This is a genomic window from Mycobacterium sp. OAS707 (genome assembly GCF_014873705.1).
In the GTDB taxonomy this organism is placed as follows: Bacteria; Actinomycetota; Actinomycetes; order Mycobacteriales; family Mycobacteriaceae; genus Mycobacterium.
Window position 1 is genome coordinate 85,273 of sequence record NZ_JADBDS010000007.1, and the last position, 14,571, is coordinate 99,843.

At 66.4% G+C, this 14,571-nt stretch carries 10 protein-coding genes and 2 pseudogenes; 3 read left to right on the plus strand and 9 right to left on the minus strand.

Translation table 11 applies throughout. The features are described 5' to 3' along the window. Positions 1-6: 6 nt before the first annotated feature. Positions 7-2,319, minus strand: a complete 2,313-nt coding sequence (gene pcrA / locus GGC64_RS34350; protein ID WP_192727098.1) for a DNA helicase PcrA — start codon at positions 2,317-2,319, stop codon at positions 7-9. 210 nt (positions 2,320-2,529) lie between these two features. On the opposite strand from pcrA, the pseudogene GGC64_RS34355 reads away from it, so the two are divergent. Beyond that, positions 2,530-2,820 (plus strand): annotated as a pseudogene (locus GGC64_RS34355) (chorismate mutase); the annotation flags it as partial. Between the two features lie 4 nt (positions 2,821-2,824). On the opposite strand, the gene GGC64_RS34360 reads toward GGC64_RS34355, so the two are convergent. After that, positions 2,825-4,750, minus strand: coding sequence for an acyltransferase family protein (locus GGC64_RS34360; RefSeq protein WP_192727100.1), 1,926 nt, complete (start codon positions 4,748-4,750; stop codon positions 2,825-2,827). 88 nt (positions 4,751-4,838) lie between these two features. Beyond that, positions 4,839-6,287, minus strand: coding sequence for an NAD-dependent succinate-semialdehyde dehydrogenase (locus GGC64_RS34365; protein ID WP_192727101.1), 1,449 nt, complete (start codon positions 6,285-6,287; stop codon positions 4,839-4,841). 50 nt (positions 6,288-6,337) lie between these two features. On the opposite strand from GGC64_RS34365, the gene pgi reads away from it, so the two are divergent. Then, positions 6,338-8,005, plus strand: coding sequence for a glucose-6-phosphate isomerase (gene pgi / locus GGC64_RS34370; RefSeq protein ID WP_192727102.1), 1,668 nt, complete (start codon positions 6,338-6,340; stop codon positions 8,003-8,005). Here pgi and GGC64_RS34375 read toward each other — a convergent pair. Both GGC64_RS34375 and GGC64_RS34380 read right to left on the minus strand, forming a co-directional pair. Then, entirely contained in the window at positions 8,002-8,373 is a 372-nt protein-coding gene (locus GGC64_RS34375; protein ID WP_192727103.1) for a hypothetical protein, read from the minus strand. The two genes, pgi and GGC64_RS34375, sit on opposite strands and share 4 nt — an antisense overlap. A gap of 140 nt (positions 8,374-8,513) precedes the next feature. Further along, positions 8,514-9,263: an SDR family oxidoreductase gene (locus GGC64_RS34380; protein WP_192727104.1), complete on the minus strand. Its 750-nt coding sequence runs from the start codon at positions 9,261-9,263 to the stop codon at positions 8,514-8,516. Positions 9,264-9,351: 88 nt separating this feature from the next. On the opposite strand from GGC64_RS34380, the gene GGC64_RS34385 reads away from it, so the two are divergent. Beyond that, the gene (locus GGC64_RS34385) at positions 9,352-12,534 is read left to right on the plus strand and encodes an adenylate/guanylate cyclase domain-containing protein (protein ID WP_192727105.1); all 3,183 of its coding nucleotides are present in this window, start codon (positions 9,352-9,354) and stop codon (positions 12,532-12,534) included. Here GGC64_RS34385 and GGC64_RS34970 read toward each other — a convergent pair. From GGC64_RS34970 to cobF, 4 genes and pseudogenes are all read right to left on the minus strand, one after another. Continuing rightward, on the minus strand, positions 12,527-13,000 hold the full coding sequence (locus GGC64_RS34970; RefSeq protein ID WP_225952912.1) for a zinc finger domain-containing protein: 474 nt from the start codon (positions 12,998-13,000) through the stop codon (positions 12,527-12,529). The genes GGC64_RS34385 and GGC64_RS34970 overlap by 8 nt on opposite strands. Before the next feature lie 147 nt (positions 13,001-13,147). Further along, positions 13,148-13,390 (minus strand): annotated as a pseudogene (locus GGC64_RS34975) (DNA-formamidopyrimidine glycosylase family protein); the annotation flags it as partial. Between the two features lie 16 nt (positions 13,391-13,406). Further along, a complete protein-coding gene (locus GGC64_RS34395; protein WP_192727107.1) occupies positions 13,407-13,808 on the minus strand; it encodes a phage holin family protein in 402 nt (133 codons plus the stop codon). Between the two features lie 5 nt (positions 13,809-13,813). Beyond that, the gene (gene cobF, locus GGC64_RS34400; protein WP_192727108.1) at positions 13,814-14,557 is read right to left on the minus strand and encodes a precorrin-6A synthase (deacetylating); all 744 of its coding nucleotides are present in this window, start codon (positions 14,555-14,557) and stop codon (positions 13,814-13,816) included. Positions 14,558-14,571 lie beyond the last annotated feature (14 nt).

The following is a 14,571-nucleotide window of genomic DNA, read 5'->3' on the forward strand; positions in this document are numbered from 1 at the left end:
CGGGCCTTAAAGCTTGGCGACCGGCGCGTGGTTGTGCATCAGCTTGACCCGCCCGGCGCTGCCGAAGTCGATCAGCGACATCGCCGACTCACCGACGCCGGACACCTCCTCGACGCGGCCGAGCCCGTACTTGTCGTGGGTGACGCGATCGCCCGGTGCAAGCACCAGCAGCGGGCGCTTACCTACCGCTGAGCGCGCCGGTGCCGGACGCGGAGTCCCGAATCTGCCGGCACCGCTGACGGGCGCCGAAAGCGACGGTGGGGGCTCCACACGGCGCCAGTCGATGAGCTCCTGCGGGATCTCCTTGAGGAACCTGGATTCCGGGTTGAGCATCGGCTGCCCCCAGGACGAGCGGACTCTGGCGCGGCTGAGGTACAGCCGCTGCCGCGCCCTGGTGATGCCGACGTAGGCCAGCCGCCGCTCCTCGGACAGTTCGGTCGGATCACCGAGTGCCCGCATGTGCGGGAACATGCCGTCCTCCCAGCCCGTCACGAACACCACCGGGAACTCCAGCCCCTTCGCGGTGTGCAGGGTCATCATCGTCACCACGCCTGCGCCGTGCTCAGGCAGTTCGTCGGCGTCGGCCACCAACGACACCCGCTCCAGGAACTGGGCGAGCACGCCGGTGTCGGGGATGTCCTCGTCCTCGGGCGCCACTTCACCCGTCGCCTGCGCGTTTGCCAGGTCGGTGCTGAATTCGTGTGCGACGCTGACTAATTCGTTGAGGTTGTCCAGTCGCGCGAGGTCCTGGGGATCACTGGAGGATTCCAGCTCGGTCCGGTAGCCGGTGCGGTCGAGGACGGCTTCGACGACGTTGCCGAGCTCGTCGTCCAGCTTGCCGCGCAGATCGTCAAGCAGCTCAACGAAACTCGCGATGCACTTCTCGGAGCGGGTGTTCAGCATCGGCACCTTGCCCTCGGCGGCCGCCTGCAGCGCGTCGTTGAAGCTCAACCCGGTGTTCTCGGCGTACACCGCCACACACGCCTCGGCGCGGTCGCCGATCCCGCGCCGCGGCGTGTTCAGAATGCGGCGCATGCTCACCGAGTCACCGGGATTGTCGAGCACCCGCAGATACGCGACGATGTCGCGGATTTCCCTGCGCTCGTAAAAGCGAACGCCCCCAACGACTTTGTACGGGATGCCGGCGCGGATGAACACTTCTTCCAGCGCGCGCGACGAGTTGTTGGTGCGGTAGAACACCGCCACGTCGTTGTAGGTGAACTCACCCTTGTCGGCGAGCGCGTCGATCTCCTCGGCGACGAAGCGCGCCTCGTCGTGCTCGTTGTCGGCGACGTAGCCGACGATGAGCTCGCCTTCCCCCGCGTCGGTCCACAGCCGCTTCTCCCGCCGACCGGCGTTGCGCGAGATCACCGAGTTGGCCGCGTTCAGGATGTTCTGCGTCGAGCGGTAGTTCTGCTCGAGCAGAATCGTTGTGGCATTGGGGAAGTCGCGTTCGAAGTCCTCGATGTTGCGGATGGTGGCGCCGCGGAACGCGTAGATCGACTGGTCGGCGTCGCCGACCACACACAGCTCAGCGGGGGCGACCCCGTCCTCGGTTTCGCGGCCGACCAGCTCACGCACCAACACGTACTGCGCGTGGTTGGTGTCCTGATACTCGTCGACCAGGATGTGCCGGAACCGTCTGCGGTAGTACTGCGCAATCTGTGGAAATGCCTGTAGCACAGCGACTGTCTCGCCGATCAGGTCGTCGAAGTCCAGCGCGTTGGCCGCCCGCAGCCGGCGCTGGTATTCCGCGAAGACCTCGGCGATGATCCGCGGCAGATCCTCCATCGCATTCGACGCGTCGTAGGCCGCCTGCTCGGGGCCGATCAGCTCGTTCTTCAGGTTGGAGATCCCGTTGGCCAGCAGCCGCGGCGAGTACCGCTTGGTGTCCAGCCCCATGTCCTTGCCGATCATCAGCAGCAGCCGTCGCGAGTCGTCGGCGTCGTAGATCGAGAAGTTGGAGTTCAGCCCCTTGATCAGGGAGGCCTGGTTACGCAGGATCCGCACACAGGTCGAGTGGAACGTCGACACCCACATGGCCCGCGCCCGTGGCCCGACCAGTTGGACCACCCGTTCGCGCATCTCGGCGGCGGCCTTGTTGGTGAACGTGATGGCCAGCACCTGACCGACGCCGACCTCACGGGCCGCCAGCAGGTAGGCGATCCGCCGGGTCAGCACCGCGGTCTTGCCGGAGCCGGCGCCTGCGACGATCAGCAGCGGCGTGCCTTCGTGCAGCACGGCTTCGCGCTGTTGCGGGTTGAGGCCGTCCAGCAGGGCTTCGGAGTCGGAATTCAGGTCGGTCACGTGCAAACTCATGTCTGCCCCAACTTACCGCTGCCAGACGACACTCTTTGCGCTGCCACGGCCTCAAATGGCACACTCAATACGTGCTCATGCAGCAAGGACGATTTTTTTACGGGTACCGGCCAGCGGTGCCCGTGGTCTAGCTGCTTCCAAGAGCCCCGCGGTCCGCTTCCGGATCCGGGGCTCGTCTCTTGTGTGAGGCCCGAAACCGGATGAGACCAAGAACCCTTACACAACGAGGAGCCCGAAATGACTATCGAAATGGAACCCGTGGCTGAGATTGATGACCTGCGCCGCGAGATCGACGAGCTCGACTCGGCGATCCTGGCGGCCGTCAAGCGGCGCACCGAGGTGTCCAAGCTGATCGGCAAGGCCCGGATGGCCTCAGGCGGCACCCGGCTGGTGCACAGCCGCGAGATGAAGGTCATCGAGCGCTACAGCGAGCTCGGCCCCGACGGCAAGGACCTGGCGATGCTGCTGCTGCGCATGGGCCGCGGCCGGCTCGGCCACTAGCGCTTCAGCGTTTCAGTGCGTCGGCCAACCACGGCGTCAACCACTTGACCGCCTCCGGCGTCGGATGCACGCCGTCGATGCGCATCTTGATGCCGTCGACCTTGTTGGTGTAGTAGCCGTCCGGGCCCAACTTCTTGTTGAGGTCGAGCACGGTGACGTTCGGTCGCTTACCGATCACGTTGCGCAACAAGGTGTTCCAGCGGTCGGCCCGGGTGGGCTGATCCTCGGGATACAGGCTGCCGTCGGCCCGCTCACCGCGGCGGTTGTACGGCTCGGTCGTCACCACCACGTGCGCACCCGTCGAGGTCAGAATGTCGAGGGCCCGCGTCAGCTCCCCGTGCAGATACGCGTCGTACGCGTCGTCGCCGATGTGCGTCCAGTGCCCCTCGTTCACCCGATCCACCACTTCCCAGCGGCCGATGATCAGCAGCACGACGTCCGGTCGGTCGTGGTTGATCCGCTGCGACCACCGTGCCGGCCAGTCGTCGCATTCCGGCTTCTGATTCAGCGTCTCGCCCGCATACCGGTATGGCCCGCCGCGGGCCACCCCACAGCCGATCGTCGTGTAGTTGGTGAAGCTCAGCCCCGGCGTCGGCGGCAGATACCGCATCAGCGTCCACGCGACCGAGTCGCCGAACACCGCGACCCTCTTGGTTCCCGGCGCTAGCTGGCCCGACGGCGACTTCACCTCCACTGGCCGCTCCGGTGAGACCAGCGCAGCCGAGTCGATGCTGCTGGCTGCCGGGTCGGCCGGTTTCGGTTCGATGGGCACCACCGTCATGGTGATGACGGCCGCCGTCGCCGCCGTCGCGCCCGCCAACGGCAGCATCGGGACGATCACCGGCCGCCACCGTCGGATCGGCTGTTCGAGCAACCACCACGACGCCGTGGCCACCGCAACCGTCGCCGCGCACCGCAGCGCGAACAGCGGCCAACCCGACCACCCGGTGCGTTCGCCGTTGAGCGCCAGGAAGATCGGCCAGTGCCAGAGGTAGACGCCGTAGGAGATCGCGCCGAGCCACACCAGCGGCCGCCATGCCAGCGCCCGCGCGACGGGTGAGGTCTGGTCCATCGCCACGGGCGCGACGACGAGCACGGCGGACAGGGCCACCGCAATCAGCAGTCCGTAGCGGAAGTCGCGGGCACTGCCCGTCGCGTAGTGCGCGAGCACGGCCAGACCTGCCAGCCCGACAACCGACAACGCCGTCGCGGCCCAGCGCCGGTATTGGGTGCGGATCAGCGTCCCGCCCGACGTCAGCACCGTCCAGTCGCGTACCAGCAGGGCAGCCGCCGCGGCACCGATCAACAGCGCCTGTATGCGGGTGTCGGTGCCGAAGTACACCCGGTTGACCTCGGGCGCCATCAAGATGGCTGCGGTCGCCGACGCGACGACGCCCGCGACTGCCAGCACGAAGACGGCCAGTCGGAGTCGCCGCCAGCACAGCGCCGCGACGCCGAGCACCAGCAGCGGCCAGATCAGGTAGTACTGCTCCTCGACGCCGAGCGACCACGTGTGTTGCAGCGGCGACGGCGGGGCACCTTGGGAGAAGTAGTCGGTCTTCTGCGCGACGAACGCCCAGTTCGACATCCAGAAGAAGGAGGCGACGGCATCATCGCGCAGCGAGGCCGTGGCCTCGGTCGGGAACAGCTTCCGCACGGCCACCACCGCGAGCACCATCGCGAGCAACGCAGGCAATAGTCGTCGTGCGCGACGAATCCAGAAGTCGCGCAGCCGGATTCGGCCCTTGGTGCGGAACTCGTCGAGCAGCAGCGAGGTGATCAGGAATCCGCTGAGCACGAAGAAAACGTCGACCCCGAGGAATCCGCCGGAGACGCCGGGCAGCCCGCCGTGCTCGGCGAGGACGAGCGCGACAGCGACCGCACGGATGCCGTCCAGTGCGGGAATCGAGTGGCCGCGATCCGCTGTCACTGCCGGAATCTTTCCCGCGCGAGCAGACGCAAAAGTCCCCGACACGCCGAGGTGCAGGGGACTTTTACGACTGCTCGCGGGAGTTTGGCTAGTTCGTCAGCGCGATGTACTTGGTCTCGAGGTATTCCTCGATGCCCTCGGTGCCGCCCTCGCGGCCGAAGCCGGACTGCTTGACGCCGCCGAACGGGGCCGCCGGGTCGGAGATCACGCCGCGGTTCACGCCGACCATGCCTGCGTCGATGCTCTCGGCCACCCGCAGCGCACGATCCAGCGACTGCGTGTAGATGTAGGCCGCCAACCCGTATTCGGTGTCGTTGGCCGCCGCGATGCCCTCCTCCTCGGAGTCGAAGCCGGTGATCGGCGCGACGGGCCCGAACACCTCCTCCTTGAGAATGCGGGCGTCGGCCGGGACGTCGGCCAGCACTGTGGCCGGGTAGAAATTGCCGGGGCCGCCCGGGGCGACGCCACCGACCGCGACGGTCGCGCCGCGCGAGACGGCATCGGACACCAGGTCTTCGACGGTGGCGACCTGCTTGGCGTTGATCAGCGGACCCAGCGTCGCAGACTCATCGGTGCCCTTGCCGAGGGTGAACTCGCTCATCCGCTTGACCAGCTTCTCGGTGAACTCCTCGCGCACCGCGTTGGCGACGTGGAAGCGGTTGGCCGCGGTGCAGGCCTCGCCGCCGTTGCGCATCTTGGCCAGGATCGCGCCGTCGACGGCGGCGTCCACGTCGGCGTCGTCGAACACCACGAACGGGGCGTTGCCGCCGAGTTCCATCGACAGCCGCAGCAGCTTGTCGCTGCCCTGTTTGGCCAGCGCCTTGCCGACGCCGGTGGAGCCGGTGAACGTCAGCTTGCGCAGCCGCCCGTCGTCGATCAGCGCGGTGGTCACATCGCCCGGCTTGCTGGTCGGGATCACCGACAGCACGCCCTTGGGCAGGCCGGCCTCTTCCATCAGCTTGGCCAGCAGCAGCATGGTCAGCGGGGTCTCCTGAGCCGGCTTGACGATCATCGTGCAACCGGCCGCGACGGCCGGCCCGATCTTGCGGGTGCCCATCGCCAGCGGGAAGTTCCACGGGGTGATCGCGTAGCACGGCCCGACCGGGTCCTTGGTGACGATGATGCGGCCGTCGCCCGCCGGCTTCGGGGTGTAGCGGCCGCCGATGCGGACGGCCTCTTCGGCGAACCAGCGGAAGAACTCCGAGCCGTACTTGACCTCGCCCATGCTCTCGGGCAACACCTTGCCCATTTCCAGCGTCATCAGGGTGGCGAGATCTTCGGCCTTCTCGGTGATCTTCTCGAAGACCGCACGCAGGATCTCGCCGCGCTCGCGGGGCGCGGTGGCCGCCCAGTCCTCCTGCACGGCGCAGGCGGCGTCGAGTGCGGCGATCGCGTCGTCAGGCGTGCCGTCGGCGACCGCGATCAGGACCTCGTCATCGGACGGGTCGAGAACGTTGAATGTCGACTTCCCTTCGCGTTCCTCACCGCCGATCCACAGACCGGTGGGTACTGACTTCAGCAGAGCGGTGGTGTCCATACCTCCATCATTTACACCTTTGTTCAACCGCCCGCACTAGGGTCGAAAACATGACGGCCCAGACGCAGCAGATCCCAGATATTGCAGCCACTCCCGCCTGGCAAGCCCTTCAGCGTCACCACGACGAAATCGGTGCCAAGACGCTGCGCGAGTTCTTTGCCGACGACCCCGAGCGCGGTACTGCGCTGACGTTGACGGTCGGTGACCTGTACATCGACTACAGCAAGCACCGCGTCACCCGCGACACCCTGAAAATGCTGATCGACCTGGCCCGCACCGCCGGGCTCGAACAGCGTCGCGACGCGATGTTCTCCGGCGTGCACATCAACACCTCCGAAGACCGCGCGGTGCTGCACACGGCGCTGCGCGATCCGGTCGGCGTCGAATTGGTGGTCGACGGGCAGAACGTCGTCGATGACGTGCACGCGGTGCTGGACAAGATGGGCGACTTCACCGACCGGTTGCGCAGCGGCGAGTGGACCGGCGCCACCGGCGAGCGCATCAAGACCGTCGTCAACATCGGCATCGGCGGCTCGGATCTGGGGCCGGTGATGGTGTACAACGCGTTGCGCCACTATGCCGACGCGGGCATCTCGGCGCGGTTCGTCTCGAACGTCGACCCCGCAGACCTGGTGGCCAAGCTCGACGGACTCGACCCTGCCACAACGCTTTTCATCGTCGCGTCGAAGACGTTCTCGACGCTGGAGACGTTGACCAACGCGACGGCAGCGCGGCGCTGGCTGACCGAAGCGTTGGGCGATGCCGCGGTGGCAAAGCATTTCGTCGCGGTGTCGACGAACAAGAAGCTGGTCGACGACTTCGGCATCAACACGGACAACATGTTCGGCTTCTGGGACTGGGTCGGCGGCCGGTATTCTGTCGACAGCGCAATCGGTTTGAGCGTGATGGCCGCTATCGGCCGTGAGCGCTTCGCCGACTTCCTGGCCGGCTTCCACATCGTCGACGAACACTTCCGCACCGCACCGCTGGAGGCCAACGCGCCAGCACTGCTCGGCCTTATCGGCTTGTGGTACAACAACTTCTTCGACGCGCAGACGCGCGCGGTGCTGCCGTATTCCAACGACCTGTCGCGATTTGCGGCCTATCTGCAGCAGTTGACGATGGAATCCAACGGCAAGTCGGTGCGCGCCGATGGCACACCGGTGTCGACCAGCACCGGCGAAATCTTCTGGGGCGAACCGGGAACCAACGGCCAGCACGCGTTCTATCAGCTGATCCACCAGGGCACGCGACTGATCCCTGCCGACTTCATCGGTTTCTCTCAGCCCACCGACGACCTGGCGACCGCGGACGGCACCGGCAGCATGCACGACCTGCTTATGAGTAACTTCTTCGCCCAGACGCAGGTGCTGGCGTTCGGCAAGACCGCCGACGAGATCGCGGCCGAGGGCACGCCGCCAGAAGTGGTGCCGCACAAGGTGATGCCGGGCAACCGGCCCACGACATCGATCCTCGGCACCAAGCTGACGCCCTCGGTGGTCGGCCAGTTGATCGCGTTATACGAGCATCAGGTCTTCACCGAGGGCGTCATCTGGGGCATCGACTCGTTCGACCAGTGGGGCGTCGAACTCGGCAAAACGCAGGCCAAGGCGCTGCTACCGGTGATCACCAGCGACGCGTCGCCGGCCGAGCAGTCGGACTCCTCGACCGACGCACTTGTGCGCCGCTACCGCACCGAGCGCGGGCGAGCTGGTTAGCCGGCAGGAATGTTGATGCAGCCGACGTTCGGGATGCATCCGTTGGCACCGCCGGGGCCTGCGGAGCCGCCAGGACCATAGGGCGACAGCGAACCCGAAGCGCCACCGCCGTCCGCCGACCCACCTGGGCCGTACGGAATCGCACCGGAGGCGCCGCCGCGGTCAGCCTCGCCGGACGGGCCGTAAGGGATGTTCACTTCCGCGCCACCCGGACCGACATTGCCGACGTCCGAACATGGCGTGCCGTCGGCGTTCACGCACGGCGGCGGAGGCGCAGGCTCGGCCATGGCGATCGGCGCTGCGGCGATCGAAGCTGCCGCCACGCCCGCGAACAAAATGGGGGTCATCTTCGTCAGTTTCACGATCATGAGGTTCGGCTACCACGACCGCCGACTTACTAAACCCCTAGCGCGCCTAACCACACAAACCGCGAGCGTGCGTGTCTGCCCGCCAACACGCCGTAACTTGCGTGCATTTCCGTCACGCTCGCGGTAGTTCGGGGGCCTGACTAGGCGAACTTCGCCGCGATCTGTGGGGGCAGCAGACGCAGCACGGCCACCAGCGGCGCCCACGGCCAGCTCGGGACGGCGGCGCGGCCCGGTTCGCGTTCGATCGCGTCAACCATGGCCTTCGTACCGGTCTCGTTGTCGACCATCATCGACGTCGTATCGGCCTTGGCGGTCATCTCCGATTCGATGTAGCCCGGCTCGATGACCGTGACTTTGATAGGCCCCTTGGCATATTCAGCGCGCAGCGATTCGCCCAATGACGAAACACCTGCCTTGCTGGCGGCATACGCCGCGCGCACGCCCGGCACGCCCTTGTTGGCCAGCACCGACGAAATCAGCACCAGATGTCCACCGCCCGCCGCGGTGAACATCTCGATCGCCGTCTCGATCTGGACAAGCGCCGCAACGAGATTCGTCTCGATGGTGGCCTTGTTCGCCCACCGCTTGCCCGACCCCAGCCGCGCACCCTTGCCGATTCCGGCATTGACGATGATGCGGTCGATGCCGCCGAGTTCATCGGACAACTCCGCGAACACCTTCGGCACCTGTTCGTGGTCGTTGACGTCCAGCGCGGCGACCGCGACCGTGATGCCGGGATGGCGCTCCAACAGTTCGGCACGCAACGCATCGAGCCGGTCGGTGCGACGGGCGCACAGGGCCAAGTCGCGTCCCTTCGCGGCGAACTTGCGGGCCATGCCGGCGCCCAGCCCCGACGACGCACCGGTGATGAGGATCTTCTGCCGAGTCACGCGGTCAGCGTAACCAACGGAAGTTGGCGGCTCATTGCTGGTAGGACGGCATAATCACGGGTAACGCGACGAACCCGGGGGCCAACGGATGAACATTCCGGTCGGCGGAGCCACCGTGAGCTGCGCGGCGTGCGGGAACGAACTCCGCGTCAACGCGCGGTTCTGTGATTCGTGCGGATCCCCGGTCTCAGCGGAGCGGGCCGCGGGCGAACGCAAACAAGTCACGGTGTTGTTCGCCGACGTGGTCGGCTCGATGAAACTTGCGGCCACACTCGATCCCGAACGGCTTCAGGAACTGATGCACGAGTTGTTGAACCGCGCGGGAGCCGTCGTGCAGCGTTACCACGGCACGGTCGACAAGTTCACCGGCGACGGTCTGATGGCGTTGTTCGGCGCCCCCGTTGCGTTGGAGGACCACGCGCTGCGCGCCTGCTTCGCCGCACTGGAGATCCAGTCAGTCGCGAAAGGCCTTTCCGCCGAACTACATCGGCGCGACGGCGTCGACATGCAACTCCGTGTCGGGCTGAACTCCGGTGAGGTGATAACCGGTGAAATCGGGCTTGGCCCAAACCCGTACACCGCGGTGGGCCATCCCGTCGGCATGGCGCAACGGATGGAGGCCGCCGCACCACCGGGCGGGGTGCTGTGCTCGATGTCGACCGCGCAGCTCGTCGAGCAGGCGGCCCGGCTGGGACCCGTCATGACGGTCGAGGTCAAAAATGAATCGCAGCCTGTGCCCGCGCGAGAGCTGCATGCGGTCGAATCCGGTCGAACCGTCGCGGTGCGTGATTACGGCCCCATGCTGGGCCGCGGGCCGGCCATGACCGCACTTGCGCACACCTTTGCCGTCGAGCATGGAGCTGTCGTCGGCGTCGTCGGTGCACCCGGTCTTGGCAAGAGCCGGCTGATCCGGGAGTTCGGCGGCTGGGCCACGGCAAGAGATGTCGACGTCGTTTTGGCGCGCTGCGAGGCGCACACCGCCGATGTCCCGTTCCGCGCACTGTCGCGGACATTGCGCGCGATGTTCAGGATCGACCAGCTCAGCGGCGACGCGGCACGCCGACATGTCCTCGACCAGCTCGGCCGCGTTGCACCGGACCCTGACGACACTCGAATCCTGTTCGATCTGCTCGGTATCGGCGACCCAGCCACGGCAGCGGGCGAGGTCAGCGTCGATGCCCAGCGCCGTCGCTTGGTCGACATGATGGTCAGCGCCGTTCTGGCCCGTGGCACAAGGACTTTGGTCGTGCTGGAGGACGCCCATTGGATCGACGCCACCAGCGATGCGACGTTCGCCGAGTTCGCCGCCACATTGCGTGCCACTCCCGCGGTTCTCGTCGTCACCTACCGACCCGAATACAGCGGCGCGCTGGAAGCGATCTTCGACACGACAGTTGCACTGCAGCCACTGACAGATGAGACCACGGTCGAACTGATAACCGGTTTGGTCGGCCAGCATCCGAGCGTCGCTGGGCTTGCACAACGCATTGCCGACCGAGCCGCGGGGAACCCGTTCTTCGCCGAGGAGATCGTTCGCGATCTGGCCGGCCGTGACGTACTCACCGGCAGCCGAGGTGATTACAAGCTGAACGGTGACCTAGATGAGATCGCTGTTCCCGCGACGGTTCAGTCCGTGCTCGCAGCGCGCATCGATCGGTTACCGCCAAGCGCAAAGTCGATTCTGAACGCCGCGGCGGTCATCGGTACCCGGTTCGACCTCGATAGTGTGCGGGCACTGCTGACCGACGCGGAGCCACGTCACCTCGCCGAACTCGTATCAGCCGAACTCGTCGACCAGACGGAATTCGTCCCGCGACAACAGTATTGCTTCCGCCATCCGCTGGTGCGCACAGTCGCGTATGAGTCCCAGCTGACCGCAACGCGGGCCGAGGCACACAAACGCCTTGCTGCGGCGATCGAGGCCCGCAATCCGGCAGGCGCAGCGGAGAACGCGGCGCTGATCGCCGCTCACCTCGAGCAGGCAGGCGAAGCTGCCGCCGCCTACGTGTGGCATATGCGCGCTGCGGAGTGGCTGCGATTCCGTGACTTGCCTGCCGCACGAGCAAGCTGGATGAAGGCCCGCGAACTCGCCGATCAACTTCCCGGCGACGCAGAGTCGGTTGCATCCATGCGAATTGCCCCGCGCACGATGCTGGCATCGACCGCTCATCTCGTCGGCGGCGAGGAGGACACCGACGGCCGTTATCGCGAGCTTCGCGAATTGACCACCCAGGCAGGGGATTTGCTCTCACTGGCGCTTGGCACCGCAGGCCAGATCATATCGCTGTCAACCAACCACAACCGCCTCTCGGATGCAGCGCAGCTGGCGTCGGAACTGGGCGCAATGGTCGATCACCTCGACTGCCCCGAACCGACCAAGCTGGAAATCCTGCACAGCGTCACATGGGCGCATTTCCTCGCCTGCGACTTCCCATCTGCCCTCAGCGCAATCGACCGGCAGAAGGGATTGGCCGGTGAGTCAGCAGCAATCTCGAAAGCGCAGACGCTGTCCGTTCGCGGTGCCATCGAGATCTATGCCGGTGATTACGAGAACGGCCGTCGACACTTTCGGCAAGCGATCGAGCAGGCGCGAATCCTGCATCCGGTGACCTACGCACAGGTATTGACCGGCCGGTCCTGGTTCGTCGCAATGGGTCTCGACGAAGCCGACGAGCTGATGCCCCAGACTCGGGAAGCGCTGCTGCAGACACGCGCGTTCGGCGACAACTTCGGCATCGTTTCGGCACTGTGGGCGCACGGCACGGTGCTGTTGCGCGCGGACCCCGCCGCACGCGCAGAAGCCATCGGCCTGCTCGAGGAAGCCCGTGCCGGCATAGAGAGGCACGGGATTCAGACATTCCTGTGGTGTTCGGTCGCCGCCGACCTCGCTGTGGATTACGCACGCAAGGGTGCGCAAGACGACGCCATCGACACTGCACGTCGCGCCTACCGCAGCCCGCTGGGGGCAGGAAGCCCACCGATGATCGGTCGCACCGCAGAGACGCTCATCGAACTACTTCTGGAGCGCGGCTCACCAGCGGACGTCGCTGAGGCGCGCAGCGTGGCCACCGCGGTCGCAGACATGCGGCTACCCGCTCCCGTGGCCGCCATCGACCTGTGTCGGCTGAAGTGCCGGCTCATGGTTTCCAAGTCGGAAGGCGACGCCGCCGGATATGCCGACCTCGCCCCGCAATACCTGGCGGTGGTCGAGCGCCTCGACGCGCGCGGACGCCTGGCCGAAGCGCGCCGGATGGTCGCCGAGGTTATTTGAGTAGCCGCGAGAGCCGTCGATCGGCCAACACCTTGCCGCCGGTCTGACACGTCGGGCAGTACTGAAATGACTTGTCCGCGAACGAGACTTCACGCACCGTGTCGCCGCACACCGGACACGGCAGGCCCGTCCGCGCATGCACCCGCAGGCCCGATCGCTTCTCCCCCTTCAACGTGGCCGCCTGCTGCCCGACCGACCGCGTAACCGCATCGGTCAACACGCTGATCATCGCGTCGTGCAAGGCAGAGAGTTGCGCGTCGGTCAGCTTGCCCGCCGTTGCGAACGGCGACAGCTTGGCCACATGCAGGATCTCGTCGCTGTACGCGTTGCCGATCCCGGCGATCACCTTCTGGTCGGTGATCACGGTCTTGATCCGCCCGCTCTGCCCCGAAAGCACACCAGCCAGACCCTCGGGATCCAGCGACAGCGCGTCGGGCCCGAGTCCGGCGATCTGCGGCACCTTCATCGGATCGTCAACCAGCCACACCGCCAACCGCTTCTGCGTGCCCGCCTCGGTGAGGTCGAATCCCGGTGCTTCCCCGGGAGTTCCGAGATGAACACGCAATGCGATCGGCCCCTTGCCCGGCTTCAGCGGCGCAGCGGCAAGCTTGTCCGACCAGCGCAGCCAACCCGCCCGCGACAGGTGGGTGATCAGATGCAACTCGCCCACCTCGAGGCCAAGGTACTTCCCCCACCGGTTGGCCCCGGTGACGGTTTGGCCGTGCAACACGTTGATGGGCGGATCGAACGTTTTGAGCACCGAGAGCGCGGACACATCGACGCGCCCGACGGTCAGCCCGACGGCGTGCCGGCGCAGATGATCGGCCAGCGCCTCGATCTCGGGTAGTTCCGGCATAGGACCAGTGTGCCAATCAATCCCGCGCGCGGCGTCCCGCGTCGCGAGTGAGCAGCGACAGCAGCCAGCTCACGATCGACAGCACGATCGCCGCCCAGATCGCCGTCCACCAGAAATCGTCGATGTACAGCCCCCAGTGGGTGGTGTTGTCGGTGATCCACGACGTGATCCACAACATCAGCGCGTTGATGACAACGTGGATCAGACCCAGCGTGAGTATGTACAGCGGGATCGAAATGAGTTGGACGACCGGTTTGATGATCGCGTTGACCAGGCCGAAGATCACCGCGACGACGAAGATGATGCCGACCCTCGTCAGGGTGGTGTCCCCGCCGATGAAGCGGATGCCCGGGACGATGAGGGTGACCACCCACAGCGCGACCCCGGTGAGCGCCGCGCGCAGCAGGAAACTCCCCATGGCCGCTAGTCTGCCGGGCGCAGCAGGTAGGTGTCCATGATCCAGCCGTGGCGGGCGCGCGCATCGGCCCGCATCTCCACGATCTTGTCGCCGACGTCGCCGACGGCCCCGGACACCAGCAATTCATCCGGCGTGCCCAGGTAGGCGCCCCACCAGATGCGGGTCTGCGGCGGGCAGGCCTGAAACGAGCAATCGCCGTCGAGCATCACTACCGCGGCGCCGGACAAGCCGGCCTCTCGCAGCTGCCTACCGGTAGTGATGAGCACCGGCTCCCCGACGTCGTTGAGCGGGATGCGGTGTCGCGCCGTCAGCGCCTGGATCGCGGTGACGCCCGGTATCACGTCGTACTCGATGTCGACGCGGGTGGCGACGAGGTCCAGGATCCGCAGCGTGCTGTCGTACAGCGACGGGTCGCCCCACGCCAGAAACGCGCCGACGTCGCCGGGCTTCAGTTCTGAGGAGATCGCATCGGCCCACACCTGCGCGCGCGCTGCATGCCAATCCGCGACGGCCTGCCGGTAGTCACCGGACTTGGCCCGCTGCGGATCGGGCAGCTCGACGAACCGGTATCCGGGTTCGCGGATGAACCGCTCGCAGATCAGCCGTCGCAGCGCGACCAGGTCGTCCTTGGCCGATCCCTTGTCCATTGCGAAGAACACCTGGGTGTCGTTCAGCGCATCGACCGCCTGCGCCGTCACATAGTCCGGATCGCCCGCGCCGATGCCGATCACATGGATCCGCCGCGTCACGCAAGCGAGTATGC